This is a genomic window from Roseateles microcysteis, from assembly GCF_036880965.1.
In the GTDB taxonomy this organism is placed as follows: domain Bacteria; phylum Pseudomonadota; class Gammaproteobacteria; order Burkholderiales; family Burkholderiaceae_C; genus JAUASW01.
Genome location: NZ_JBAJMV010000004.1, coordinates 194509 through 220776 on the forward strand (window position 1 = coordinate 194509; position 26268 = coordinate 220776).

General features: G+C 66.2%; 22 protein-coding genes. 13 read left to right on the forward strand and 9 right to left on the reverse strand.

What is annotated here, in order from left to right; translation table 11 throughout:
- Positions 1 to 9 precede the first annotated feature (9 nt).
- On the forward strand, positions 10 to 591 hold the full coding sequence (locus V3596_RS12765) for an SIS domain-containing protein (RefSeq protein ID WP_334278135.1): 582 nt from the start codon (positions 10 to 12) through the stop codon (positions 589 to 591).
- A gap of 35 nt (positions 592 to 626) precedes the next feature.
- Positions 627 to 1268 (forward strand): BON domain-containing protein, encoded by a 642-nt coding sequence (locus V3596_RS12770; RefSeq protein ID WP_334278136.1) that lies wholly within the window; start codon positions 627 to 629, stop codon positions 1266 to 1268.
- Here the strand turns inward: V3596_RS12770 and V3596_RS12775 are convergent, their stop codons facing one another.
- The 3 genes from V3596_RS12775 to V3596_RS12785 form a co-directional block, all read right to left on the reverse strand.
- Positions 1269 to 2162 carry an NAD(P)-dependent oxidoreductase gene (locus V3596_RS12775; protein WP_334278137.1) on the reverse strand — a complete coding sequence of 298 codons (894 nt, stop codon included), beginning with the start codon at positions 2160 to 2162 and terminating at the stop codon, positions 1269 to 1271.
- 10 nt (positions 2163 to 2172) lie between these two features.
- Positions 2173 to 3309 carry a PilT/PilU family type 4a pilus ATPase gene (locus V3596_RS12780; protein ID WP_334278138.1) on the reverse strand — a complete coding sequence of 379 codons (1137 nt, stop codon included), beginning with the start codon at positions 3307 to 3309 and terminating at the stop codon, positions 2173 to 2175.
- A 92-nt stretch (positions 3310 to 3401) separates the two neighbouring features.
- Positions 3402 to 4445, reverse strand: a complete 1044-nt coding sequence (locus tag V3596_RS12785; RefSeq protein WP_334278139.1) for a type IV pilus twitching motility protein PilT — start codon at positions 4443 to 4445, stop codon at positions 3402 to 3404.
- 32 nt (positions 4446 to 4477) lie between these two features.
- On the opposite strand from V3596_RS12785, the gene V3596_RS12790 reads away from it, so the two are divergent.
- From V3596_RS12790 to V3596_RS12805, 4 genes are all read left to right on the forward strand, one after another.
- Positions 4478 to 5176, forward strand: a complete 699-nt coding sequence (locus tag V3596_RS12790; protein WP_334278140.1) for a YggS family pyridoxal phosphate-dependent enzyme — start codon at positions 4478 to 4480, stop codon at positions 5174 to 5176.
- Between the two features lie 208 nt (positions 5177 to 5384).
- On the forward strand, positions 5385 to 6938 hold the full coding sequence (locus tag V3596_RS12795) for a methyl-accepting chemotaxis protein (RefSeq protein WP_334278141.1): 1554 nt from the start codon (positions 5385 to 5387) through the stop codon (positions 6936 to 6938).
- Positions 6939 to 7018: 80 nt separating this feature from the next.
- The gene (locus V3596_RS12800) at positions 7019 to 7339 is read left to right on the forward strand and encodes an energy transducer TonB (RefSeq protein WP_334278142.1); all 321 of its coding nucleotides are present in this window, start codon (positions 7019 to 7021) and stop codon (positions 7337 to 7339) included.
- A 168-nt stretch (positions 7340 to 7507) separates the two neighbouring features.
- The gene (locus V3596_RS12805) at positions 7508 to 8182 is read left to right on the forward strand and encodes a CerR family C-terminal domain-containing protein (RefSeq protein WP_334278143.1); all 675 of its coding nucleotides are present in this window, start codon (positions 7508 to 7510) and stop codon (positions 8180 to 8182) included.
- 95 nt (positions 8183 to 8277) lie between these two features.
- Here V3596_RS12805 and V3596_RS12810 read toward each other — a convergent pair whose 3' ends face one another.
- Positions 8278 to 9336 (reverse strand): alpha/beta hydrolase family protein, encoded by a 1059-nt coding sequence (locus V3596_RS12810; RefSeq protein ID WP_334278144.1) that lies wholly within the window; start codon positions 9334 to 9336, stop codon positions 8278 to 8280.
- 143 nt (positions 9337 to 9479) lie between these two features.
- On the opposite strand from V3596_RS12810, the gene V3596_RS12815 reads away from it, so the two are divergent.
- Entirely contained in the window at positions 9480 to 11279 is a 1800-nt protein-coding gene (locus tag V3596_RS12815) for a tetratricopeptide repeat protein (protein WP_334278145.1), read from the forward strand.
- Between the two features lie 7 nt (positions 11280 to 11286).
- Here the strand turns inward: V3596_RS12815 and V3596_RS12820 are convergent, their stop codons facing one another.
- Complete coding sequence (locus V3596_RS12820) at positions 11287 to 12507, reverse strand: hypothetical protein (RefSeq protein WP_334278146.1); 1221 nt, start codon at positions 12505 to 12507, stop codon at positions 11287 to 11289.
- A 124-nt stretch (positions 12508 to 12631) separates the two neighbouring features.
- On the opposite strand from V3596_RS12820, the gene ylqF reads away from it, so the two are divergent.
- On the forward strand, positions 12632 to 13624 hold the full coding sequence (gene ylqF, locus V3596_RS12825) for a ribosome biogenesis GTPase YlqF (protein ID WP_334278147.1): 993 nt from the start codon (positions 12632 to 12634) through the stop codon (positions 13622 to 13624).
- 2 nt (positions 13625 to 13626) lie between these two features.
- On the opposite strand, the gene V3596_RS12830 is transcribed toward ylqF, so the two are convergent.
- A complete protein-coding gene (locus V3596_RS12830) occupies positions 13627 to 16596 on the reverse strand; it encodes a response regulator (protein WP_334278148.1) in 2970 nt (989 codons plus the stop codon).
- A 121-nt stretch (positions 16597 to 16717) separates the two neighbouring features.
- On the opposite strand from V3596_RS12830, the gene V3596_RS12835 reads away from it, so the two are divergent.
- From V3596_RS12835 to V3596_RS12845, 3 genes are read left to right on the forward strand one after another with little or no spacing between them, the layout of a single operon-like run.
- Complete coding sequence (locus V3596_RS12835; RefSeq protein ID WP_334278149.1) at positions 16718 to 17896, forward strand: acyl-CoA dehydrogenase family protein; 1179 nt, start codon at positions 16718 to 16720, stop codon at positions 17894 to 17896.
- A 17-nt stretch (positions 17897 to 17913) separates the two neighbouring features.
- Positions 17914 to 19119, forward strand: coding sequence for an acetyl-CoA C-acetyltransferase (locus V3596_RS12840; RefSeq protein WP_334278150.1), 1206 nt, complete (start codon positions 17914 to 17916; stop codon positions 19117 to 19119).
- Positions 19120 to 19121: 2 nt separating this feature from the next.
- On the forward strand, positions 19122 to 21353 hold the full coding sequence (locus tag V3596_RS12845; RefSeq protein ID WP_334278151.1) for a 3-hydroxyacyl-CoA dehydrogenase NAD-binding domain-containing protein: 2232 nt from the start codon (positions 19122 to 19124) through the stop codon (positions 21351 to 21353).
- On the opposite strand, the gene V3596_RS12850 is transcribed toward V3596_RS12845, so the two are convergent.
- The gene (locus V3596_RS12850) at positions 21340 to 22497 is read right to left on the reverse strand and encodes a YbfB/YjiJ family MFS transporter (RefSeq protein ID WP_334278152.1); all 1158 of its coding nucleotides are present in this window, start codon (positions 22495 to 22497) and stop codon (positions 21340 to 21342) included. The genes V3596_RS12845 and V3596_RS12850 overlap by 14 nt on opposite strands.
- A 157-nt stretch (positions 22498 to 22654) precedes the next feature.
- On the opposite strand from V3596_RS12850, the gene V3596_RS12855 reads away from it, so the two are divergent.
- Complete coding sequence (locus V3596_RS12855; protein ID WP_334278153.1) at positions 22655 to 23476, forward strand: M90 family metallopeptidase; 822 nt, start codon at positions 22655 to 22657, stop codon at positions 23474 to 23476.
- 36 nt (positions 23477 to 23512) lie between these two features.
- Here the strand turns inward: V3596_RS12855 and infA are convergent, their stop codons facing one another.
- Both infA and V3596_RS12865 read right to left on the reverse strand, forming a co-directional pair.
- Entirely contained in the window at positions 23513 to 23752 is a 240-nt protein-coding gene (infA, locus tag V3596_RS12860) for a translation initiation factor IF-1 (RefSeq protein WP_282824125.1), read from the reverse strand.
- 138 nt (positions 23753 to 23890) lie between these two features.
- Positions 23891 to 24475 carry a hypothetical protein gene (locus V3596_RS12865; RefSeq protein WP_334278154.1) on the reverse strand — a complete coding sequence of 195 codons (585 nt, stop codon included), beginning with the start codon at positions 24473 to 24475 and terminating at the stop codon, positions 23891 to 23893.
- 122 nt (positions 24476 to 24597) lie between these two features.
- Between V3596_RS12865 and V3596_RS12870 the strand changes: the two genes are divergently transcribed.
- Complete coding sequence (locus V3596_RS12870) at positions 24598 to 26265, forward strand: EAL domain-containing protein (RefSeq protein ID WP_334278155.1); 1668 nt, start codon at positions 24598 to 24600, stop codon at positions 26263 to 26265.
- Positions 26266 to 26268: the final 3 nt, after the last annotated feature.

Here is a 26268-nt window from a genome sequence, read left to right on the forward strand (position 1 = left end):
TGCAAGCCAATGCTTGAGCAAAGAATCCAACAACAGTTTTTCGAGAGCGCCGACCTGCTGTACCAGGTGGCTGAAAGCCTCTCGCGGCCGGTGGCCGACGCCGCTCAATTGCTGGTTGACGGCATCACGGCCGGCAACCGCGTGCTTTGCTGCGGCCTGGGCCTGTCCTCGCTGGATGCGCGCTACATGGCCGCACTGCTGAGCGGCCACTTCGAGCAGGATAGACCCGGCCTGGCCGCACTTTTCCTCGATGGCCAGCTGCAGATGAGCGCGCCTGCCGATGCCGGCGCTGCGCTGGCCCGCCAGATCCAGGTGCTGGGCCACCCCGGCGACCTGCTCTTGCTGTTCGAGTCGCAAGGTGCCCCGCGCGCTCAGCTGGCACCCCTATTGGAAGCGGCCCATGCGCAGGACATGACCGTGATCGCGCTCAGCGGCAGCCAGGACGACGAGTGGCGCAGTGCGCTGCTCGACACCGATGTCCAGATCCGCCTGCCGCACAGCCGGCCGGCGCGAGTGGCCGAAGGCCAGCGCCTGCTGGCACATTGCCTGTGCGACGCGATCGACCTGCAGCTGCTGGGCAGCGGCGAGTGACAACCCACCCAATTCTTCAAGGGACGAATCCCCACATGAGCATCCAGAACCAAGCACGCCGCAGCGCCCTGCTGGCCACCGTTCTCGCCAGCGCCCTGCTGAGCACGGCCTGTGCGCCTCTGATCGTGGGCGGCGCCATGATGGGCGGCGCCCTGGTCGCCACCGACCGCCGCACCTCGGGCATGCAGCTGGAAGACGAAAGCATCGAGCTCAAGGTCGGCCAGAACATGCGCCACCACCTGCCGGATCGCGCCCATGTCAATGCCAACAGCTACAACCGCATGGTGCTGCTGACCGGCGAAGTGGCCAGCGAGGCCGACAAGAGCAAGGCCGAGGTCGTGGTCGGCAAGATCGAGAACGTGCGTGGGGTCATCAACGAGCTGGAAGTCACCTTCACCAGCTCGATGACCAGCCGCGCCAATGACAGCCTGCTGGCCACCAAGGTCAAGGGTCGCCTGGTCGAATCCAAGGACCTGCTCGCCAATGCCTTCTACGTCGTCGTCGAACGCGGCAACGTCTACCTGCTCGGCCGCGTGACCGAGCGCGAAGCCAGCCGCGCCGCCGAGATCACGAGCGCCGTCAGCGGCGTCAAGAAGGTCGTGAAGATGTTCGAGCTGATCAGCGAGGAAGAGCTGGCGCGGATGACGCCGAAAGCACCTCCGAAGGAAAAAGACTGATCACTTCAGTCGGCGGATCAGGCTGGACGTATCCCAGCGCCTTCCGCCCATGGCCTGCACATCGGCGTAGAACTGGTCCACCAGGGCGGTCAGCGGCAGCTTGGCGCCGTTGTGCCGGGCTTCATCCAGCACCAGCCCCAGGTCCTTGCGCATCCAGTCGACGGCGAAGCCGAACTCGAACTGGTCGTCCACCATGGTCTTGCCGCGATTGTCCATCTGCCAGCTCTGCGCGGCGCCCTTGCCGATCACGTCCAGCACCTGCTTCATGTCCAGGCCCGCTTTCTGGCCGAAGGCAATCGCTTCGGCCAAGCCCTGGACCACGCCGGCAATGCAGACCTGATTGACCATCTTGGCCAACTGGCCGGCGCCCGATTCGCCCACGCGGGTGACAGCTTTCGAGAAGGCCATCGCCACAGGCTGGATCGCTTCGAAGGGCTCGGCATCGCCGCCGCACATCACGGTCAGCAGGCCATTCACGGCGCCTGCCTGACCACCGGACACCGGCGCGTCGATGAAGTTCAGGCCCAGGCGCAAGGCCTCGCCATGCAGTTCGCGGGCGACGTCGGCAGAAGCCGTGGTGTGGTCCACAAAGATCGCGCCGCGCTTCATGCCTTTGAAGGCGCCGGTTTCACCGAGCACCACCGAGCGCAGGTCAGCGTCGTTGCCCACGCATGCCAACACGATGTCGGCGCCTGCCGCAGCCGCAGCCGGCGTGGGCGCGGCCGAGCCGCCGTACTCCTCGGCCCAGGCTTCGGCCTTGCTGGCCGTGCGGTTGTAGACCGTCACATGATGGCCGGCGCGCGCCAGGTGGCCGGCCATCGGGTGGCCCATCACGCCCAGTCCGAGGAAGGCGACACGGCGCGGAGTGATGGCTTCGTAGCTGCGGTTGCTCATGCGGCCGGCCTCAGACAATGGTCATGTGTTCGGTGCCCGAGCTCAGGTCGCCGCTGCGCGCGCGCTCGCTGTTGAGCTTGATCTGCAGTCGCAGGTCGTTCACCGAGTCGGCATTGCGCAGCGCGTCTTCGTAGCTCACCTTGTGGTTCTCGTAGAGGTCGAACAGCGCCTGGTCGAAGGTCTGCATGCCTTGCTCGCGCGAGCGCTTCATCAGCTCCTTGATCTCGCTGACCTCGCCCTTGAAGATCATGTCGGACACCAGCGGCGTGTTGAGCAGGATCTCGACCGCTGCCACCCGGCCCTTGCCTTCCTGACGTGGCAGGAGCCGCTGCGAGATCAGCGAGCGCAGGTTCAGCGACAAGTCCATCAAGAGCTGCGCGCGCCGCTCTTCCGGGAAGAAGTTGATGATGCGGTCCAGCGCCTGGTTGGCGCTGTTGGCGTGCAGCGTGGCCATGCAGAGGTGGCCTGTCTCGGCAAACGCCACTGCGTGTTCCATCGTCTCGCGGTCGCGGATCTCGCCCATCAGGATCACGTCGGGCGCCTGGCGCAGCGTGTTCTTGAGGGCCATTTCCCAGCTGTCGGTGTCGATGCCCAGTTCACGCTGGGTGACGATGCAGTTCTTGTGCGGATGAACGAACTCGACCGGGTCTTCGATCGTGATGATGTGGCCGTAGGTCGTCTCGTTGCGCTCGTCGATCATGGCGGCCAGCGTCGTGCTCTTGCCGGAGCCGGTGGCGCCCACCACGATCACCAGGCCGCGCTTGGTCTGCACCACTTCGCGCAGGATGTCGGGCAGGTCCAATGACTTGATTGTCGGCAGCGTCGCCGGAATCGTCCGCAGCACGAGGCCCACGCTGCCCTGCTGCAGGAAGGCATTGGCACGGAAACGGCCGATGCCTTGCGGCGAGATCGCGAAATTGCACTCCTTGGTGCGCTCAAACTCCGCCGCCTGCTTGTCGTTCATGATGGAACGCGCCAGCTGCAGCGTGTGCTGGCCGGTCAGTGGCTGCGGCGACACCTTGGTGACCTTGCCATCGACCTTGATGGCCGGCGGAAAGTCGGCCGTCAGGAACAGGTCGGAGCCCTTGCGCGAGACCATCAGGCGCAGGAGGTCGTTGATGAATTTCGAGGCCTGGTCGCGTTCCATGAAGTGCTCTTTCGGTTCGTGACTTGCGGGGGCAAATTTTGCCGTCACTCACATGGCTGACGCCATATGAGTGACGTCGAACTTTCCGGGCTTCAGCCCGGAAAGTTCTCCGGAAACTTGGCTTTGGAGCGGGCCTCGGCCGGCGAGATGATGTTGCGGCGAACGAGGTCGGTGAGGTTCTGGTCCAGCGTCTGCATGCCCATGGCATTGCCGGTCTGGATGGCCGAGTACATCTGGGCCACCTTGTTCTCGCGGATCAGGTTGCGGATGGCCGAGGTGCCCAGCATGATCTCGTGAGCAGCCACCCGGCCGCTGCCATCCTTCAGCTTGCAAAGGCTCTGCGAGATCACCGCCACCAGCGACTCCGACACCATGGCGCGGACCATTTCCTTTTCCGCCGCCGGGAACACGTCGACGATACGGTCCACGGTCTTGGCCGCGGACGAGGTATGCAGCGTACCGAAGACCAGGTGACCAGTTTCAGCCGCGGTCAGTGCCAGCCGGATGGTTTCCAGGTCGCGCATTTCGCCGACCAGCACCGCGTCCGGGTCTTCACGAAGCGCCGAACGCAAGGCGTTGGCAAAGCTCAGCGTGTGCGGGCCGACCTCGCGCTGGTTGATCAGGCTCTTCTTGGATTCATGGACGAATTCGATCGGGTCCTCGATGGTGAGGATGTGGCCGTATTCGTTCTCGTTGAGGTGGTTGACCATGCCTGCCAGCGTGGTCGACTTGCCCGAGCCCGTGGGGCCGGTCACCAGCACCAGGCCACGCGGCTTCAAGGCCAGCTCGGCGAAGACCTTGGGCGCGTTCAGCTGCTCCAGCGTCAGGATCTTGGACGGAATGGTCCGGAACACGGCGCCGGCGCCGCGGTTCTGGTTGAAGGCATTGACCCGGAAACGCGCCAGGCCCTGAATCTCGAATGAGAAGTCGACCTCCAGCGTTTCCTCGTAGGCCTTGCGCTGCGAGTCGTTCATGATGTCGTACACCATGTCGTGCACCGCGCGATGGTCGAGCGCCTCGACGTTGATACGGCGCACATCGCCGTGCACGCGGATCATCGGTGGCAGACCGGCAGAGAGATGCAAGTCCGAGGCCTTGTTCTTGACCGAGAATGCCAGCAGTTGGGTGATGTCCATTGGTCGGGCTACTCCGAAAACGTCGAAGCATTATGGCCACGATCGCTGCCAACTTGTATCAGCTCCACCACCGTATCGACGCGGCCTGCACGGCTGCCTCGCGACCCGTGCAAAGCGTCACGTTGATGGTGGTCAGCAAGACGTTTCCAGGGGACGCAGTGCGGGAGGCGCACGCCGCGGGCGAACATCGCTTCGGCGAGAACTATGTGCAGGAGGGCCTGGACAAGATTGCCGAGCTGGCCGATCTGCGCTCCAGCCTCGAGTGGCATCTGATCGGCCCGCTGCAAAGCAACAAGAGCCGCGGCGTGGCCGAGGCCTTTGATTGGGTGCACAGCGTCGACCGTCTCAAGCTGGCACAGCGCTTGTCAGAGCAGCGGCCGGCGTCCCTGCCGCCGATGCAGGTCTGCCTGCAGGTCAATATCAGTGGCGAAGCCAGCAAGAGCGGCGTCGTGCCGGCAGATCTCCCCGAGCTGGCCCGTGCCGTCGCCTCCCTGCCGCGGCTGCAGCTGCGCGGCCTGATGGCGATTCCGGCGCCGGCTGAGGGTGAGCAGGCACAGCGCCTGCCGCACCGCGCCCTGGCGGAGTTGATGGCCCGCACCAATCGACAGCTGGGCCTCAGCATGGACACCCTCTCCATGGGCATGAGCGCCGACATGGAAGCCGCCATCCTCGAAGGTGCAACGATGGTGCGCGTCGGTTCGGCCATCTTTGGAAGCCGTCCGCGGCCCTGACTCTGACGCCTGCAAGCCCGCGGTCAGGGGGTTGAGGCCCAAACTAGGGATTACCCATCCCCACGTTTGGCAATCCTTCACAGGACCAGCGATGTGCACTCACGAGTTTTGGTGCATCTGGCTTGAAACTTCTTCTTACGCCAAGTGCCAGCGACCATCCGGTCCGCGCAAGGCACGCCAACCACTGACAGTCTGAGGGATTCCCTAGATGAACCTGCTTTCCAAGCTGCGCATCAGCATGCGCCTGGGCCTGAGCTATCTGCTGCTGATCGTCCTGCTGATTGCCATTGGCGCCTATGGCGCAGCGAACTCCAATCGCCTGGCCAATGACCTGAACAGCACCGCCAATTCCAGCCTGGTGAAGATTGCCGCCGCCAATGCCCTGGAAGGCAATGTGAACGTCATCGCCCGGGCTTCCCGCGACCTGCTGCTGCTCGACGAAGCACGCCAGATCAAGAAGCAGAAGGCCGCCCTCGAGACCGCTCAAGCCGACAGCGAAAAGCAGCTGTCCAGCCTGGCCGAAATGCTCGCCGGCGACAAGGAAAAGCAGATCCTCAATGCCGTGCGCGAGCACCAGGCCGAGTTCTTCTCCTCGCTGCAGAAGTTCCTGAAGGTGCAGGAAGCCGGCAGCCCTGATGAGGCCCGCGAAAGCCTGATCACCGTGGTGCGTCCGGCCCAGCAGGCCTACCAGAACGACCTGAAGGGCCTCGTGGACCTGCAGTTCGAAAGCGCCCGCGACCTGGCCGTGGCCGGTAGCGATGTCGCTCAGAAGTCGATCTACGTGACCGCCTTCCTGGTGCTCGTCGCCGTGTTGATCGGCCTGGGCGGCGGCATCGTGATCGCTCGCTCCATCGTCGTTCCGGCCCGCAAGGCCCAGGCCGCCGCCGAGGCGATTGCCGCCGGCGACCTGACCCAGCACATCGACGCCCAAGGCAGTGACGAGCTGGCGCAGATGCTGCATGCCATGCATGAAATGCAGATGGCCCTGAGCGGCGTGGTCCACAGCGTCAGCACCGCTGCCGGCGAAGTGGCCCAGAGCTCCAACCTCATCGCCGACAGCAATGTCGACCTGTCGGACCGCACCTCGCGTTCGGCTGCCAGCTTGCAGAACACGGCCGCTTCGGTGGAACAGATTGCGGCCAACCTGAGCGGCGCCAGCGAGCTGACCCGCAAGGCCGCCGGCATCGCCACCAAGGCCCGTCAATCGGCCTCGGCCGGTGGCGCCGTGGTATCGCAAGTCGTCTCGACGATGCAGGAGATCAGCACCAGCTCCAAGAAGATCGGCGACATCATCGGCGTGATCGACGGCATCGCCTTCCAGACCAACATCCTGGCGCTGAACGCCGCCGTGGAAGCGGCGCGTGCCGGCGAGCATGGCAAGGGTTTCGCTGTCGTGGCCACCGAAGTGCGCGCCCTGGCTTCGCGCTCGGCCGCTGCCGCCAAGGAAATCAAGGTCCTGATCCAGGAAAGCACCGACAAGGTCGAGAACGGCACGACCCTGGTGAACAACGCCGGCGTGACCATCCGCTCGGTCGTCGACGAAGTCAACAACATGGGTCAGCTGATCGAAGAAATCTCGCACTCGGCCCAGGAGCAGGCCTCGGGCGTCGGCGTGGTCAACCAGGCCATGAACGAGCTGGACAAGACCACGCAGCAAAACACCACGCTCGTCGACGAGCTGAGCCGCTCGACCGACGCGCTGAAGACGAGCTCCAGCCGCCTGCTGGATGCCGTGGGCTTCTTCCGCTCGGCCGCCGCCTGATCCAGGCCCGCTTTCTCTACAGATCTTTCTCTCTACAGATCTCTCTCTTCTCTCTCTACCGTTACCAAGAAGTCATCGTCATGCAAGTCTCCAAGTTCTTCGCCTTCGCCGCCGCCCTGAGCCTGGCCCTCTCTGCCCACGCCGCCGCACCCAAGATTGTCAAGAAGGTGCCGCCGGAGTTCCCGCGCGAAGCCGCCCAGAAGGGCATCTCCAACGGCAGCGTCAAGGCCGAACTGGCCATCGATGCCGATGGCAAGGTCAGCAAGGTCACCGTGCTGGAAGCCGAGCCCAAGCGCGTCTTCGACAAGGCCGTCACCGCCGCCCTGTTGGAGTGGAAGTACGAAGGTTCGGGCGAAAAGCAGACCGCTGAAGTGAAGCTGGTTTTCCGCAATGAAGACTGAGTCGTGACCGAGGACAAGCCCTGCGGTTTGTCCGAAGCACGACGAAGGCCAGGCCGTGTGCTGCACGGAGGGGCTGAATCCTGATCCAAGGGCCGCCATCGCGGCCCTTGTTGTATTCACGGGGCATCCCTTGATTGACCTGCGGGCCGGGTCGCACCAGCATGGCGCATGCTCATCGAGGACTGCCCCAAGCCCACCCGCAGCGAACAGACGCGGCAGAAGCTGATCCAGGCCGCGCTGGAAGTGATCGGCGCCCAAGGCTATGAACTGGCGACCACGCGCATGCTCACGGCCCATGCCGGCGTCAACCTGGCCGCCATCCCCTATCACTTCGCCTCGAAGGAAGAGCTCTACCGCGCCGCGGCCGAGTTCCTGGCCGGGCGTCTGAAGACCGACCAGGCCGCGCCTCTGCAAGCGCTGCGGCTGGCAACCGAGCAGCATGGCGGCACCGAAGCTCTGATCGAGGCCGTGATCGCCTTCATGCTGAGCATGGCCCGCAACATCCTGAGCGGCGAGTTGCCGCAGAGCTGGGTGCAGTTTTTCCTGCGCAGCCAGGCCGACCCGGCCGACACCACGGGCCAGATCTTCCGCCAGGCCTTGCAGCCCGGCCGCCAGCAGGTGCGCGCCGCCGTGGCCCTGATCTGTGGCGGTGAAGCCGATTCACTGCCGGTGCGCGCGCTGGCCTTCTCGCTGTTCCACCAAGCGTTCTACTTCCGCCTGGCCGAGCCAGTGCTGCTGCAGCACCTGGCCCAGCAAACCCTCAGCGCCGAGGTGCAGGAGCAGTTGCTGACGACGCTGACCCAGGGCCTGCGCGCGCAATTGCAGGCCGCTGCGCGTTGCTGAAGGCCGCAGGCCCTCAAGCTCTCAGGCCTTGTGCGGCGTGGGTACGGCACTCACGCCGGCCTGTGCCACGGCGGCGATCTGCTGGGCGATCAGGTTCAAAGCGGCGCGAGTATGCGCTGCTCGCGCAGAAACTGCAGGGTGGCGGCCGTCACCTCCTGATGGATCTTCTCGCGCGGTTTTTTGCCGGCCTCCTCGCAGGCAAATGACTCGTTGGTTTCAGCCAGCACTGCCACGCCGGTGGGCGCACACAGGGGCAGGAAGCTGAAGTGCCAGGCTTGCTGGATCTCGACATAGCGGCTGTGAGTTGGCAGCCAGCCAAGAATCGGCTTGACGTGGGTGGCCGGCGGCAGCTGGCCGTCGCGCTCGCCGCTGATCAACAGCACCGGCGTTTTCAAGCCTTGCAGCGAGGATTCGGTCAGCGATTCGGTCAGCCCGGCAGCAATCGCCACGGCAGCGCGGATGCGTGGCTCCCTCAGGTCGGCATTGGCATGCTTGAAAAAGTCGGCATCCAGGCTCGCGAAGCGCGAACGGAAAGCGCGGCAGGCGCCGTCGTCATGGCTCTCACAGAAGCGCGGGAAGCGCTGGAAATCCAGCCGGCCGCCGGCCAGCGACAGGGCCGCCGTACCACCCAGCGAAAAGCCGACCACTGCAATGCGCTGGGGATCGATGCGCGCGCCCCATGGCGAGGCCAGGATGGCGTCCAGCATCTGGCCGACCTCCTGCGGCTGACGCCAGATCTGCAGAAGCTCCGGCCGCTCCGGGTCGCCGCCACTGCTGCCCGGATGGTCGGCCGCGATCACGATGGCACCGTGCCGGACCAGTTCCACGCCCAGCCAGGCCATGCCCTCGCCCGAGCCGCCCGAGCCATGGTTCATGACGATCAAGGGGGCCGGCGCCGCTGTCAGCGGCTTGGCATCCGGTACAGCCAGATAGCCTTGCCGGACCAGGTTCTTGCCTATTCTTTGCACCTTGCCACCCGCGGCCGGGTACCAGAGCCGGGTGAGGAAACCTGGCTTCCCGGCGATGGCGGGCACCTGGAACTCAATGCGACCGACATCCGGCGCCTCGGCCCGGACGATGCCCGGCAGGGCCGCCAGCAACATGAGGCCGGTCGTCAGGCAACGGAGAAATTGGAGCGGACAATTCTTCTTCATCGGGCAGTCCTGGGGAGCATTCGTTGCAATGCCGGCATGCTGGCGGCAGCCGCCCGGAATTGCTCTGAAGCTTGTCGAAAGGTTTTCTGAATGCGTCTTGAATCCTTGAAAATCAAGGACTTGCGGAACTCCGCAGGCCAGGCATGAACAGCTCGCAGCGCTGGCTTCTGGGCGACTGGACGGTCGATCCAGGCAGCAACCGCCTGCTAGGCGCCGAAGAAGAGCGCCTGCTGGAGCCCCGCTTGATGGCCGTGCTGCAACTCTTGATCGCAGCCGGCGAAGGCACGGTGAGCCAGCAAGCGCTGCTGGACGGCGTCTGGCCGGGCGTGGTGGTCAGCGAGGCCTCGGTCTACCAGGCGGTGGCGCAACTGCGCAAGGCGCTGGGCGATACCGAGCGGCCCTATCGCTACATCGGCAGCGTGAGCGGCAAGGGCTACCGGCTCTTGCAGCCAGCCAGCGCCGACACCAGGGCCGCCCAGGCCGCCCTGCCCCCGCAAGCGCCAGGAGGCGCCACGCCGCCCCGAGCCCTGCGAGCCTGGCATGGCCTGGCCGCTCTTGCCGCTCTGGCCTTGCTGGCAGCCACGGTACTCATCGCCTGGCAAGCCTGGCGCCCACCTCAAGCCGGCGACGCCGGCCTGCTGGCCGACACGCCCGCCGCCCGTGCCTACCAGGAAGGCCGTTGGCTCTGGTCGCGGCGCGACCCGGCGCAACTCGCCGCGGCCGAACAGAAATTCCGCCAGGCGCTGCAGCTCGACCCGGGGCTCACGCCGGCCTATGTGGGCCTGTGCGACGTCTTCCATTTCCAGCATCTCTATGGCGACTGGCCCTTGCAGCGCACGCTGGCGCACTGCGAGCCTCTGCTGCGCGAGGCCTTGCGTCGCCAGCCCGAGTTACCGGAAGCCCTGGCCAGCTTTGGCCTCCTGAAGCTCAGCCAGCAGGATCTTGATGCGGCCGGTAGCTTTCTCGACCGAGCCCTGGCCGCCGCGCCCAAGAACGCCAATGCGCAGATGTGGCGCGGCGAGGTGGACCGCGAGCGCGGCGACATGGAGGCAGCGCTGCGCCGCTTGAAGCAGGCTGCCGAGCTGGACCCGCTGTCGGGCCTGATCAAGCGCAACCTGGCCCATGCGCTGGCTGCCAATGGCGAGGCCGCGGCCTCGCGCAGGCAGCTCGAAGAAGCGCTGCTGCTGGAATCGGCGTACGCCAGCCGGCCGCTGGACGAGATCGAGCTGCTGCCGCTGACAGCCACGCGGGCGCGCGCCTTTCTGCAGTGGGCGCAGCGCTTTCCTGATCGCCTGCAAGGGCCACAGGGCATCGAAGCCCGGCTCAGCCTCGCTCATGTGCGGCTAGCCCTGGGACAGCCAAAAGAGGCCAGAGAAACGCTGCAGGGCCTGGGGCCAGAAGAGCAGAAACACGCCTATGTCCAACTGATGCAAGCCATGCTCTTGCGGGCCGAGGGCGCGCATGAAAAGGCGGCCGAACTGCTGGAGCGGCGCGCGAACAGCCGGCCAGCCAACACGTCCCTGCTTTACCCCCTGCTTCATCAATGGGTAGAGATGGGGCGCAAGGACGATGCCCAGACGTTGGTTCGACAGAAGCTGCTCACACTGGCCGACGTCGTGAGCGCAGCACCATCGCCACACCGGGTCCGGGACCTGCTGCTGGCAGTCAGGCTGATGCCTCCAACGGAACGCCTGCGGCATGCAACGCTGGTCCATCGCTGGATCCAGGCCGGCGCTGTCGACGCCGGCGCAGAACTCTCGCTGCTCCAGCTGATTGGCGCTCGACAGGAAGCTGATTCGCGCTTGCGCGCCCTGCTGGCCGAGGACCGGCTGCCCTCGCCGGCGGAGGACTACTTTCTGATCGAGCAAAGCCCTTTGTGGTCGCCCCTGCCCGCCGACCTGCTTGCACAACTGACACGCGTTCGCCGCAGCGCCGAACCTTGAACGCAGGCTAGACGACCCGCGCCTCGAAGCCCATCAGGTCCTCGTCACGCAGGCCCAGGAAGATGGGCGCGCCATCGCGGCGATGGATGTTGACCTTGGCATTGAACACGCGGTGCGGCTGCCCATGCTTGTCCGCGATCTCGTATTCGCTGATCGCGTAAGCGCCATCGGGTGCTTCCGGGCCGGTCAGGTAGCAGGAGATTTCATCGATCTCGGCGCCGGCCAGCGTCAGGCCACCCAGCTGCTGCAGCGGGGCGCGAGTACGCTCGACGAATTCGATGCTGTCGATCTCGACGTCACGGCCGGTGGCCTCGTCGCGCATCTGCGTACGGAACTTGCCGACCAGGATCTGGCCCGGCAAGGCGCGCTCCACCATGCGCGCCAGCTCGATGGTGACCTGCCCCACCACATAGCTGAACGAGGTCGGGTTCAGGCCTTCGCTCTGATGGAATTCATAGTGCGAGCCGACATGGAAGCAGGCGCGCAGCTGCGGCACCGTCGTCTTGCGCGGCGCCCGCTCGCGCGCAATCGCGTTGTCAGCGAGGATGAACTGCATCAGCTGGTACAGCTCCACATTGGCCGCGATGCCGCGCATGCGGTTCCAGATGTAGAAGCCGTCGCCGGTCGTCGTGCGGGCGAAGTTGATGTTGATCTCGCGGTCCAGCAGCTTGGCATAGGCCGCGTTGACCGAGCATGACAGCGCATTGAGCTGCACCACCTGCTCCAGCGGCGAGAGCAGGGAAAAGCCCACCGCGTCGAGCAGGATCACGGCCCGGTCCTGCACCAGGCGGATGCCGTAGCGCTCGACGATGGCCGCCACCAGTGGCAGGCCCAGGCCGGCATCCAGGTTGAAGGGCAGCTCGATCAGGCGCGGCTTCAGGCCCAGTTGCTGGGCGGCGGTATCGAGCGCAGCGGCCGAGAGGTGCTCGCGCCGCGTCATCAGGTGCTCGAGCAATTGCGCGCGGCGCCATTGGCCGGCTTCGTCGGCCGCCTCGGCCACGTACTCGGTCAGCAGCGTGTGCGGCGCCACCAGCACGCGCAGGCCGCGGCCGCTCGGGCTCCAGGCATAGACGAGGTTCTCACCGAGGCGCCACAGTTCGTAGAGCAACTGGTCCAGCAGCACGATGTTGTGCCGCACCGCAGCTTCGCTCAGCCCCGCGGGCAGCGGGTAGGCCATGAAGCCATCAAGCCACGACTTGCGCTTGCGCATCTCTTCGGCCAATTGCACTACTCCAGATCTTGAATTGGAATGCGATTGTCCGGCATGCAACTTCAGGCGCAAGGCCTGGCCCCGCAATCCGGTGCTGAGACAATACACCCCAAACACCCCACAGCAAAGAAGACGAGCAGCAATGGCGATCCAATGGTTCCCGGGTCATATGAACTCGACCCGCAACGCGATCAAGGAACGCATGAAGGGCGGCATCGATGTGGTGATCGAGCTGCTCGACGCCCGCCTGCCCGGCTCCAGCAGCAACCCGCTGCTGCGCGAATTGACCGAGGCCAAGCCCAGCCTCAAGGTCCTGAACAAGCAGGACCTGGCCGACCCCGCGCGCAATGCGCTGTGGCTGGCGCATTACCAGGCCATGCCGGAAACCCGCGCCATGGTGCTCGACACCTCGATGGTCGCGCCGGCCAAGGCCCTGGCGGCCGAATGCCGCGCGCTGGCGCCCAACCGCGGCGGCATGGCCAAGCCCTTGCGCGTCTTGATCTGCGGCATTCCGAACGTCGGCAAGTCCACGCTGATCAACACCTTGATGGGCAAGAAGTCGACCAAGACCGGCGACGAGCCCGGCATCACCAAGGTCGAGCAGAAGCTGGTGCTGGAGAATGACTTCTACCTGTTCGATACACCCGGCATGCTGTGGCCGCGCATCAGCGTCGAGCAGACCGGCTACAACCTCGCCTCCAGTGGCGCCATCGGCCGCAATGCCTTCGAGGAGGAGGAAGTGGCGCTGGAGTTGCTCACGTACCTGCGACATGAGTACCCGGTGGCCATCGAGCAACGCTACAAGCTTGGCGCGGCCGCGTATGAGCTGGATGACGAGGGCCTCCTGACCGCCATCGGCCGCAAGCGCGGCGCGGTGATGAGTGGCGGCCGCGTCAATATGCAGAAGGCTGCCGAGGTCCTGATCTACGAGTTCCGCCAGGGCATCCTCGGTCGCATCACGCTGGAAACGCCCGAACAGTTCGGGGCCTGGTGCCAGGCGGCCAAGGCCAGCGACGCAGCTCGCGAGAAGAAGCTGGCGGATCGCAAGGCCCGCCGCAAGGGCGTGGACAGCCGCGCGGCCGACCGGGCTGCCGCCGCTGCAGCGGTCGAAGACGACAGCGAACCGAACGACTGAGCCTACTGCTGGCCCAGCAGCTCGCGCACGGCTTTCAGCAAGGCCTGCAGCTCCGGCCCGAGAGCCCTCGCCTCCGCCAGCCATTCGGTCTGCGGCTTCTCCTTCAGCGCAAGCTCGAATCGCTGCACCTGCAAGGGCAGGCGTTGCGCGCCAATGGTTGCGGAGGCACCGCGCAGCGAATGCACCAGGCGACTGAGACCGGCCGTGTCGTGCTGTGACAAGAGCACCTCCATCGCCGCCGCGCTCTCGGCATAGCGCTGGACGAATTGCTCCAGCACGCGCCGATAGGCGTCGGGCCGGCCGCCGCAATAGCGCAGGCCCAGCACCTGGTCCAGCGTCTGTGCCTCGGCCTCGGGCGGCGGCGGTGCAGGCACCGGTGCCGGCAAGGCGGAATCGCCCGCCGTGGCCGGCAGCCAGCGCAGCAGCGCGGCATAGAGTTCGGCCGGATCCACGGGCTTGGACACATGGTCGTTCATGCCGGCAGCCAGGCAGGCCGCACGGTCTTCGCCGAAGGCATTGGCCGTCATCGCCAGGATGGGCAGGTCTTGCAGACTGGCTATCGCGCGAATTCGCCGACTCGCCTCCAGGCCGTCCATGCGCGGCATCTGCATGTCCATCAGGATGAGGTCAAAGCGCTGCGGCGGCTGCAGGAGCACCAGGGCCTCGGCGCCATTGCCAGCCACCTCGACCTTGAGGCCGGCCGCCTGCAGCAGCTCCAGTCCGACCTGCTGGTTGACCGGGTTGTCTTCGACCAGCAGCACGCGAGCACCAGCGCAGCGCTCGCGCAGCAGCCGCTCGCCGTCGCCGGCGCGTGTGAGTGGCTGCGGCATGGCTTCACCACGTCTCAGCCGGGCGCTGAACCAGAACTCGCTGCCCTGCCCCAGCGTGCTGGTCACGCCCACCTCGCCGCCCATCAGCCGGGCCAGGCGTTGCGTGATGGCCAGGCCGAGGCCCGTGCCGCCAAAGCGGCGGGTGGTTGATGCATCGCCCTGCACAAAGGCCTGGAACAGCTGCTGCAAGGTCTCGGGCGCCATGCCAATGCCGGTATCGCGCACGGCAAAGCGCAGCTGCAGTTCATCATCGGCCGGGCCTACGCTCAGCAGGCTCACGCCCAGCGTCACGCCACCGCGCTCGGTGAACTTGACCGCATTGCTGAGCAGGTTCAGCAGGCCCTGGCTGAGCCGGGTCGGGTCACCGCGCAGCAGGTCGGGCAGGCCTTCGCCAATGTTCAGCTCCAGGCTCAGCCCCTGCTCGTGCGCGCGCGGCCCCAGCAGCGAGCGGCAGCGCTCCAGCAGGGCGCGCAGCGAAAAGTCGGTCTGCTCCAGCACCAGCTTGTCGGCCTCGATCTTGGACAGGTCGAGGATGTCATTGAGGATCTGCAGCAGATGTGAGGCTGCCTGGCCCACCTGATCCAGCCGTGCCTTCGATGTGCTGTCTTGTGCATCGCGGCGCAAGAGGTAGTTGAGGCCGATGATGGCATTCATCGGCGTGCGGATCTCGTGGCTCATATTGGCCACGAAGGCACTCTTGGCCTGGTTGGCGGCATCGGCGGCTTCGCGCGCCTGCATCAGCTCGGCGGTGCGCTCTGTCACCCGCTGCTCGAGTTCGGCATTGATTGCGCGGATTGCCTGCTCGGCACGGCGGCGCTCGCTGATGTCCACGCTATGGATCGTGATGCCTTCCGGCGAGCGGCGCACATAGAGCTCGAACCAGCACAGCTCCTGGTTGTCGGGGAACTGGTACTCCACTTCGCCGCGGAACTCCTTGCCCTGCTCCATGCATTCCTGCAGTGGCAAAAAGGCCGCGCTGTGCTCGATGCCCGGGAACACCTCCTGCATGCGCCAGCCCAGCATGGCCTCGACCGGCTGCCGGTTCTGCCGCGCTGCGGCCGCATTCAGGTAGAGATAGCGCCAGTCACGATCCAGGATCTGGCATGCCTCCAGCATGTTGTCGAGCAGATGGCGATAGCGCTCGGCACTGCGGTGCAAGGCCTCGTCGGCTTCGATGCGCTGCCTGGCCGCACGATCCAGCAAGGCCTTGGCTGCGTTGATCTCGCGAATCTGCGCCACCGGCCGGCCCTCCGGCTCAGCCTCGTGACCCGGCGACAGCGCCGCCACCGCACGCCCCAGGCGCCGGCTGGCCAGCCAACCGCCGAGCACGCCGACCAGCGTGGCGCCAAGCACCGCAATGGACAAGGTGAGCGCCGCCGCCAGCAAGGGCGCGCGATAGATCGAGCTCGGTATCTCCAGCAGCGCAAACCAGGGCGTACTGGCCACCGGCACCTTCACCTGCTTGCCACCGTCCGTGCTGGCTGCGCCACGATGGGCGATGCGCACGCCGCCGCTGTCCACCAGGCTGACCGACCAGTCGTCGGGCACGGCCAGCCGGTCCAGGTGCGGCTGGAACTGCGTGGCCTCGAACACACTCAAGAGCACCCCGGCATTCTTTTCATCGCGCCGCACGGGCTGGGCCACAGCGACAAGCAGCTGCTGGGCCACCGGGCCGACAAAGGTGTCGCCCACGGCAGGCTGGCCAGTTTCCAGTGCCGTCTGGACCGCACTGCGGCCTTTGGGTTTGGGCAGGCGCGGCAATGGGCTGCCATAGGGCGAGCGGGTGTTGAAGACCATCTGCATCTGCAGATCAGCCAGCACCACATGACTGCCAAAAGCCTGCCGGAAACCCTGAGCTTCCTCATACAGGGACGGCAGGCCCTCGGGCTTGTCGAGCAGTGGCGAGCGCGCCAGCATCTGCAGCCCATTGAGGCGGCCATGAAGGTCTTGCTCGACGTCGACGGCCAGGGCATGGGCCTGGTTGCCGGCACGGCGGTCCAGATCGGCTTGCACCTGCTGCACCCGGGCGTACGCCAGGTAGGCGGCGAGCAGCACCACCGGACTCAGGCAGGCCCAGATCAGCCGGGTGACAAAGACATGCAATGAAATGCCGACGCTAGCCCGCTCGTCAGAATCCACCATCCAGCACTCCCTGGCGGCGCCATTCAATTGGCACCTTGGCACAAGCGTAAGCGCAAACGCTGTTGCAGGCATGCTTCAGGGGCCTAGCATGGGCCTCTTGCCCCGCAAATGAGCCCCACCCATGACACTCCCGCTGTTCCCTTCGGCCTGGATGACTGACGAGCACCGCATGCTGCAAGACAGCGTGGCGCGCTTCTTTCGTGAACGCTGGGTGCCCCGCGCCGCCGCATGGCGCGAGGCTGGCCTGATGGGCCGTGACACCTGGCTGGAAGCCGGCGCCACCGGTCTGCTCTGTGCCGCCATGCCGGAGGAATATGGCGGTGGTGGCGGCGACTTCGGTCATGAGGCCGTCATCCTGCTGGAGCAGGCAAGGGCCAATCTGAGCGGCTTTGGCGGCGGCCTGCATTCGGCCATCGTCGCGCCCTACATCCTTCATCACGGCACTGATGAGCAGAAGCAGCGCTGGCTGCCGAAGATGGCCCGCGGCGAGCTGGTCGGCGCCATCGCCATGACCGAGCCCGGCACCGGCTCCGACCTGCAAGGCGTGCGCACACAAGCGAAGCGGGATGGCGACGACTACCTCATCAGCGGCCAGAAGGTCTTCATCACCAACGGCCAGAACGCCAACCTGGTGATCGTGGTCTGCCGCACCGGCGGCGAGGCCGGCGCGCGTGGCATATCCCTGCTGGTGGCCGAGGTGGAGAACGAGGACGGCTCGCTGCGCGACGGATTCCGCCGCGGCCGCAACCTCGACAAGATCGGCATGAAGGCGCAAGACACCTCGGAGCTGTTCTTCGACGGCCTGCGCGTTCCAGCGGCCAACCTGCTCGGCGGAGCAAGCGGCGCCGAGGGCCAGGGCTTCTTCCAGCTGATGCAGGAGCTGCCGCAGGAGCGGCTGATCATTGCGGTCAGCACCATCGGCGCGATGGAGCGTGCGCTGGCAGACACCGTGACCTACACCAAGGAGCGCCAGGCCTTCGGCAAGGCGGTGTGGGACTTCCAGAACACCCGCTTCAAGCTGGCCGAGGTGCAGAGCCAGGTGCTGGCCGCACGCGCCACCGTCGATGCGGCAATCCAGGCCCACCTGAGGGGCGAGCTCGATGCCGCACGCGCCGCCCTGGTCAAGGCCTGGTGCACCGACCTCGCCTGCAAGGTGATGGACGAATGCCTGCAGCTCTTTGGTGGCTATGGCTACATGATGGAGTACCCGATCGCCGAGCTCTATGCCGATGCGCGAGTAGCGCGCATCTACGGCGGCACGAATGAGATCATGAAGGAACTGGCCTCGCGCTTCATGTAGGCCTCAGGGAGTAGTCGATGTTTGATGCCTATCTGTTCGACCATGTCCGCACGCCGCGCGGCAAGGGCAAGAAGGACGGCGGCCTGCACCAGGCCAGCCCGGTCTGGCTGCTGCGTACGCTACTCAAGGCCTTGCAGGAGCGCCAGCACCTGGACACTTCGCTGGTGGACGACCTGGTGCTCGGCTGCGTGACACCCATCGGAGAACAGGGCGCCGACATTGCCCGCACCGCCGTGCTCGATGCCGGTTGGGCCGAGAGCGTGGCCGGCGTCACCCAATCGCGCTTCTGCGCCTCGGGCCTGGAGTCGATCAATCTGGCTGCCGCCAAGGTGGCCAGCGGCTTTGAGCGCCTGGTGGTGGCCGGTGGCGTGGAATCGATGAGTCGCTGGCCGATGGGCAGCGATGGCGGCGCCTGGTTCATGGACCCACGCATCAACCAGTTGATCGGCTTCATTCCGCAAGGCATCAGCGCCGACCTGATCGCGGCGCTGGAAGGATTCAGCCGCAGCGATGTGGACGCCTTCGCCGTGCAATCGCACCAGCGCGCCGCCGCGGCGCGTGAGGCGGGCAATTTCAGCCGCTCCATCGTGCCGGTGCTGGACATCGCCGGCCTGCCGCTGCTGGCGCAGGACGAGACCATCCGCCCCGGCACCACGCTGGAAACGCTCGCCAGGCTCGAACCCTCGTTCGCCATGATGGGCGGCATGGGCTTCGATGCCACAGCGCTGCGCAAGTACACGACGCTGGAGCAGATTCCGCACATCCACCATGCCGGCAATTCCTCCGGCATCGTCGATGGCGCGGCGCTGATGTTGGTCGGCTCCAAGGCCGGCGGCGAGGCGGCGGGCTTGCGGCCCAGAGCGCGGATACGGGCAGCCGCCGTGGTCGGCTCCGAGCCCACCATCATGTTGACGGGTCCGACGCCTGCTTGCCAGAAGGCGCTGGCGCAGGCCGGGCTCAAGGCCTCGGACATCGACCTCTGGGAGATCAACGAAGCCTTCGCCGTGGTGCCGATGAAGACGGCGCGCGACCTCGGCGTCTCGCTCGACAAGGTCAACGTCAACGGTGGCGCCATCGCCATGGGACACCCGCTGGGTGCCACCGGCTGCATCATCCTCGGCACCTTGCTGGAGGAGCTGGAACGCCGCCATCTGAACCTCGGCTGCGCCACGCTGTGCGTCGGCGGCGGCATGGGCATCGCAACCATCATCGAGAGGGTCTGACCATGAGCACCGCACGGCCGCCCGAAGGGGCTCAACTCCCGCTCGGCGGGACAGCGCGAAGCGCGAAGGGTGTACAAGACTCTGCCCTGCGTTGCGAACTGGAAGAAGGCGGCCTGCTGGTCGCCACCATGGACCTGCCCGGCCATGCGATGAACGTGCTCAATGACGAGCTGGCCCTGCCCTTGGCCGAGCTTGCTGCGCGGCTGGAAACCGATGCGGCGGTCATGGCGCTGATCCTGCGCTCTGCCAAGCCCGACTTTCTGGCTGGCGCCGATGTGGACCGGCTGCGTGCACTCGGCACGGCGCAGCAGGCCTTCGACGAATCGATGCGCTTCAAGGCCTTCATTCGGCGCCTGGAGCGTTGCGGCAAGCCTGTGGTGGCGGTGCTCAACGGCCGCTGCCTCGGCGGTGGTCTGGAGATCGCCATGGGCTGCCATTGGCGCATCGTGATCGACGACGGAAAGGCCAGGCTCGGTCTGCCCGAAGTGAAGCTCGGGCTCTTGCCAGGCGGCGGCGGCACGCAACGCCTGCCGCGGCTGGTGGGCATGCAGCAGGCCCTTCAATGGATGTTGGAAGGCACGGAGGTGCGCGCCGACCAGGCCCTGGCCTCCGGTCTGGTCCACGAGTTGGCCAGCGATGCCGATGAAGCGATGGCCAAGGCCCGCGCCTGGATCGCGCAGCAGGGCAAGAAGAAGCCGCAGCAGCCCTGGGATGCGCCACGGTTCCGCTATCCCGGCGGTGACTCGCGTTCGCCCGCGGTGGCGCAATTGATGTCGGCGGCGCCCTCGATGGCTTCGACCAAGAGCTGGGGCAACTACCCGGCGCTGACGCACATCCTGTCCAGCGTGTTCGAAGGCGGCCTGACCGACATCGACCGGGCCCTTGAAATCGAATCGCGCTTCTTTGCCGCCTGCGCAGTGAGCCCTGCCTCGCGCAACATGATGGGCACGCTCTGGTACCAGCTGAACGCGCTGAAGAAAGGCGCCTCGCGGCCCGCGGGCATCGAGCCGCAGAAGATCCGCCGGCTCGCTGTGCTGGGTGCCGGCATGATGGGCGCGGGCATCGCGCATGCTGCTGCCTCGGTCGGCATCTCCGTCGTGTTGCTGGACCAGACCATGGAAGCCGCCGAGCGCGGCAAGCAGCATTCACGCTGGCTGCTGGACCAGGCGGTCAAGAAGGGACGCCGCACCAGCGAGCAGCGCGAGGCGCAGCTGGCGCTGATCACACCCTGCAACGACTACGCCCATGTGGACGGCTGCGAGCTGGTGATCGAGGCGGTGTTTGAAGACCGCTCGATCAAGGCGGAAGTGACCAAGGCCGCGGAGGCCGTGCTGGCGGCGGATGCGATCTTTGCCTCCAACACCTCGACCCTGCCCATCACCGGCCTGGCCGAGGCCAGCGTTCGGCCGGCCCAGTTCATCGGCCTGCACTTTTTCTCCCCGGTGGACAAGATGCCCCTGGTCGAGATCATCTGCGGCGCGCAGACCAACGAGCCCACGCTGGCCCGGGCGTTCGACTTCGTGCAGCAGATCGGCAAGACGCCCATCGTCGTCAACGACTCGCGCGGCTTCTACACCAGCCGCGTCTTCGCGACCTACGTGATGGAAGGCATTGCGATGCTGGCCGAGGGCGTGCACCCACGCGCCATCGAGGTGGCGGGCCAGCAGGCCGGCATGCCCATGCCGCCGCTGGCCTTGCAGGACGAGGTGAGCCTGAGCCTGGCGCTGCATGTGATCGACCAGACGCGGCGCGACCTGGCGGCGGCCGGCCGGGTCTATCGCGCGCATCCGGCCGAGGCCGTGCTGCGCCGCATCAGCGAACTGGGTCGCATCGGCAAGAAGGCGGGCCAGGGCTTCTACGACTGGGATGACGACGGCCGGCGACTGTGGTCGGGCCTGACCGGGATGTATCCGCAGTCAGCCGAGCAGCCGACGCAGGCCGAGCTGATGGATCGGCTGATGCTGATCCAGGCCAACGAGGCGGCGCGCTGCCTCGATGAAGGCGTGCTGCGCTCGGTGGCTGACGCCAACATCGGCTCGATCTTCGGCTGGGGCTTCGCGCCCTTCCAGGGCGGCGCCTTGCAGTTCATCAATGCGATGGGCTTGCCGGCCTTCGTCGCCCGTTGCCGAGAATTGGCAGCCCGCCATGGCGAGCGCTTCGAACCGGCACAGCTCGTGGTGCGGATGGCTGATCGGGGCGAACGGTTCGCGGAGGGTGGACCTAGTCCAGCTTGAACAAGGCGCCCAGGACAACCATGCCCAGCAAGAGCACCGCGGCGGTCAGCCACAGCGCGCCGGTGTAGCTGCCACTGGCTTGCACCATGGCGCCGGTCAAGGCCGGCGCCGTGATCTGCGCGACGCCGTAGCTGAGCGTCAGCCGCGCCATTGCCTTGCCAGGGTTCGCTGGCGAACGCCGACCCGCCAATGCCAGCGTCAGGCTGACGATGCCGATGAAGGTGGCGCCATAGAGCAGCGCGCCGGCCAGCGCCGCAATGAGAGAGCTGGACAGCACCAGCAGCAGCACGCCGGCGGTCTGCACGGCAAAGGCGACCAGCAGGGCCTGCACGTCGCCCAGCCGACGGGCCACACGGTCCCAGAGAAACACCGCGGGCGTGGCAGCCACGCCCACCAGCAGCCAGGCCCAGGGGCCCTGCCCGGCCAGCAGCGGCTGGCGCTCGACGATGGCGACGGTGAAGGTCGCATTGATCACAAATCCCCAGCCGGCGCAGAAGTACATGGCGATCATCAACGCCATCCACTTTCGCGCCGGTGCCGCGCCTGCGGCAGCCACTCCGGGCGGCGGCGCAGGCGGGCGCCAGGCCCAGGCTGGCACGAGAAAGAGAAGACCGATCAGCGCATAGCCCTGCCATTGGTGCGCCCAGTTCAGGTGAACCAGTGCCATGGCCATCGCGCCCAGCGCCGAGACCACGATACCCAGCCCCAGTCCGGTGAAATGCAGGCCCAGTTCGGGCCGACGGCCGGCGCGCATCAACCAGCCCAGCACCAGCCCTGAACCCAGCAGCATGCCGGCAGCGCCGCACAGGCCGCCCAGGTAGCGCGCCAGGGCCCAGAGCCAGACATTGGGCGCCAGCGCCATCAAGACGCAGGACAGAAGGGATAGCCACAGCCCATGGCTGTAGAGCCGCTGCCGCCAGCGAGGGTCGTCGATCCAGGCGGCCAGCAAGGCGCCGCTCATGTAGCCGGCATAGTTGATCGCCGCGAGCGCACCGGCCATGGCGTCACTCAAGCCGGCTTGCGACTGCATCAGTGGCAGCATCGGTGTGTAGGAGAAGCGGCCCAGGCCGATGCTGAGCACCAGGCCGGCAATGCCGCCGCTGATCACCTGCCAGGCCTGGAGTGACTTGCCACTTGTCTGCATGGGAGCGAGCGTAAGGCCGGAGCACTACTTCGCGCTGACAGCTGGGCGACAGCCCGGGGCACTTGTTCAGGACATTGGCCCGGGACATTCGCTCTTGAATTCGTGCCTGGACCGCCCATCTGACCGTCACAGCCTCTTCCCGGACAAAGCAAGCGCCATGGCCCTGTTCCTGATATTCGCTCTGGGCCTGTTGGGCGTCGCCGCCCTGATCGCCCCGCCGCTGTGGCGCCGCTACCGCCGCCATCAGTTGACGAAACAGCCCTTTCCGCAGGCCTGGCGCCGCATCCTGCGCCGCCGCGTGCCCCAGATCGCGCAGCTGCCTGCCGATCTTCAAATGCGGCTCAAGGGCCTGATCCAGGTTTTCCTGGCCGAAAAGCCCATCATCGGCTGCGGCGATCTGGAGGTGACAGACGAGATGCGGGTGACCATCGCCGCCCAGGCATGCCTGCTCTTGCTGGGCGTGACACGCGGCATGTACCCGAACCTGCGCCAGGTGCTGCTGTACCCGGGGGCCTTCGTGGTGGACCGACCGGTCAACGCGCCAGGCGGCGTGATGCAGGACCAGCGCCGCGCCCTGGCCGGGGAGTCATGGGTGCAGGGCCAGGTGCTCCTGTCGTGGCGGGATGTCGTGATGGGTGCGGCCGATCCGGCGGACGGCCAGAACGTCGTGGTGCACGAATTTGCGCATCAGCTGGACCAGCTGAAAGGCTTTGCCAATGGTGCGCCCCTCTTGAAGAGCCGCGCGGCCTATGAGCGCTGGAGCCGGGTGATGGCCGCGGAATACCAGGCCCTGCAATGGCGAAGCGCCCAAGGAGACGCGGGCCTCTTGAGCGCTTATGGGGCCACCGACCCGGCCGAGTTCTTCGCCGTGGCCAGTGAGGTGTTTTTTGAGCAGCCGCGCGAGATGGCGGTGCTGCATCCGGCGCTGTACGGGGAGCTGGCCGGCTACTACCGGCTCGACCCTCTCAGCTGGAACTGAGGCTTCGCTGGATCAGCGCAAGCCGAGGCGGCTTGATCAGCCGCCGGGGCCGCGACGCTCGAGGTGGCGGAACGTGATCCGGCCCTTGCTCAGGTCGTAGGGCGAGAGTTCCAGCGAAACCCGGTCACCGGCCAAGATGCGGATGTGGTTCTTCTTCATCTTGCCGGCGCTGTAAGCGACCAGCTGATGACCGTTGTCCAGGGTCACGCGAAAACGCGTGTCCGGCAGGACTTCGTCAACCTTGCCCTGCATCTCGATCAGTTCTTCCTTGGCCATGCGATCTCCGTTGGCGCACCACTTTAGCCGGGTGCGAGGCAAAACAAAACCGCCACAACGGCAAGCGTCGCAGCGGTGAATGCAGCGAAGTTTAACAGAACCGGGTGTTTGCGCACCCGGCACTGGTTCACGGCCGACTCAGGCGCGTGCGGCGCTGGCGGCCTTCTTGGCCGCCGGCTTGCGCTTCTTGATCGCCAGATCACCCGCCTCGGCCTGCCAGGTTTTGCTTTCCTGGCGCTTGACCTTGGTGGCGGCGCGCTGGTAGGCCTCCTCGGCCTTCTGACGCATCTCGATCGCTTTCTGGAGCGCCTGCTGATAGCGCTCTATCGTGTAGGTGCTCTCGGAAGCGATGTAGACGCTCGAACGCCGCGGCGATTCGCCAAAACGCGGCAACAGGACGCTGAAGCTGCAATCGCGCACATTCGGGCGGCGCTCCCGCACGATAGGGCCGGAAATGCCCACCGGCAGGTCGTTGCCCTTGTTGGCATTGCGCTCAGGCTTGAGTCGCGTCGGTGCTGGCAGCTTGGCAATGCGCTTGCCCAACTCCGTATTGGCTGCCGCCAGGGCACCACCGGCTCCGCCTTCGAACTTACTGTCCGAGTAGAACTTCGTGCCGCCGTAGCGAAGTTGCCAACCGTGGGTGGAGCGAGCGTCGATGCGCTGGATGCCTTGCGGCACCTTGAACTGCTCGCCGTTGTAGATCAGTACTTCTCTGAATTTCATCTATGAGTATCCCAAGACTGCTGGACCACTCCCCTGTGCTGCTAGTGTACGGTCCACAGGGCAAGGTTCGTGCACGGCAGTAACATGGGACAAACACGGCTTTTGTTCAGCCCGATATGACCTTGACCCCATCGACAGGTCTCGAAGCCGCCCTTGCCGAGCAGATCCTGCGGCGCCTGGGCAGTGTGATGCTGGTGCTGTTCGGTCCCGACGGGCGACTCGTTCATTGCAACGACCTGGCCGAGCAGCAGCTGGGGCGGGAGCTGCTGAACCTGCCCGATCTGCGCAGCGTGCTACCCGAAGGCATGAGCAGCCGGCTTGAAGCCATGCTGCAAGCCGAGCGGGACGTGCAGGACTGGCACAGCGAGCTGGTGCACAAGGGCCGGCGCACGCGCTGGTACTTTCAGCGCCTGGACGACTCCCGCGGCGTGGCGCACCTGCTGTGCTCCGGCGTCGATGTCAGCGCCGAGCGGCAGGCACAGAAGCAGGCGCAAGCGCAGAACGACGCCTTGCGCGAGTTGCTCAACCACGATGAGTTGACCGGCCTCCTGAGCCGCCATGCCCTGCGTGAGGAGCTGCTGGGCTGGGTGGCGCATGCCGAGACCTTTGGCCTGCTGTCGCTGAAGCTGGTGGATTTCGGCCTGTTGCGCGACAACTTCGGCCCGGAGGGCGCCGACCAGGTGCTGATCGAGACGGCTGCGGCGTTGCGCGCACTGCTGGCGCCTGGCCAGCTACTGGCCCGTGAAGGTGGCGACGAATTCAGCATCGCTGTGCCGACCGCCCATGGCGACAACAGCGAGCTGCAAAGGCTGGGTCGCAGCATCCTGAACCGCTTCAAGACGCCCCTGCAGCTGGCCAGCACCGAAGTCAATGCCTCCATCGCCATCGGCGCGGTCAGCTATCCCGCGCACGGCGCCTCGCTGGAAGAGCTCTTGCGCAATGCCTCGACCGCGCTGCACAGCGCGCTCGAGTCGCCGGGCAGCCACCTGACGGTCTATGAACCGCGCCTGCTGCTGCGCGCTCGTGAGCGCCTATGGCTGGACCACCACCTGCGGCGCGCACTGGACCTGCATCAGCTGGAGTTGCACTACCAACCCAAGGTGGCACTCGCCGGCGAGGTGGCCACCAGCGTGGAGGCCCTGCTGCGCTGGCGCCATCCCAAGCGCGGCCTGATACGCCCCGACCTCTTCATTGCCCGGGCCGAGAAGAACGGGCAAATCGTGGCGATGGGCCGCTGGGTCATCGTCAATGCCGCGGCCCAGGCCGCGCAATGGCTGGCGCAAGGGCTGCGTGTGCGAATCGCCATCAACATCAGCGCCCGCCAGCTGTCGGACCCCGAGTTGCCGCGTTGGCTGGCCGAATGCCAGCGCATCGCCCACGGCCTGCTCGACGTGGAGCTGACCGAAAGCTGCGTGATCGAGGACGAAGGCCGCGCCGAAGGCTTCATGCAGGAATGCCGGTTGCTCGGCTGCCAGGTCTTCCTGGATGACTTCGGCACCGGCTTCTCATCGCTGGCCCAGTTGGCCCGCTTGCCGCTGGACTCGATCAAGCTGGACCGCTCCTTCATCAACACCGGCGGCGAGCGCGGCCAGGCCCTGATCCGCTCGCTGGTGACGGCAGCGCGCGAGCTGCAGCTCAAGGTGATTGCGGAGGGTGTGGAAACCGAAGTGCAGGCCAGGTGGCTGCTCGAAATGAAGGTCGATGAGGCACAGGGCTGGTTGTACGCGCCGGCCTTGCCGGCGCCCGAGTACCAGGCCTGGCTGGCGGCACACAACGCGAAGAAGGATTGAGGC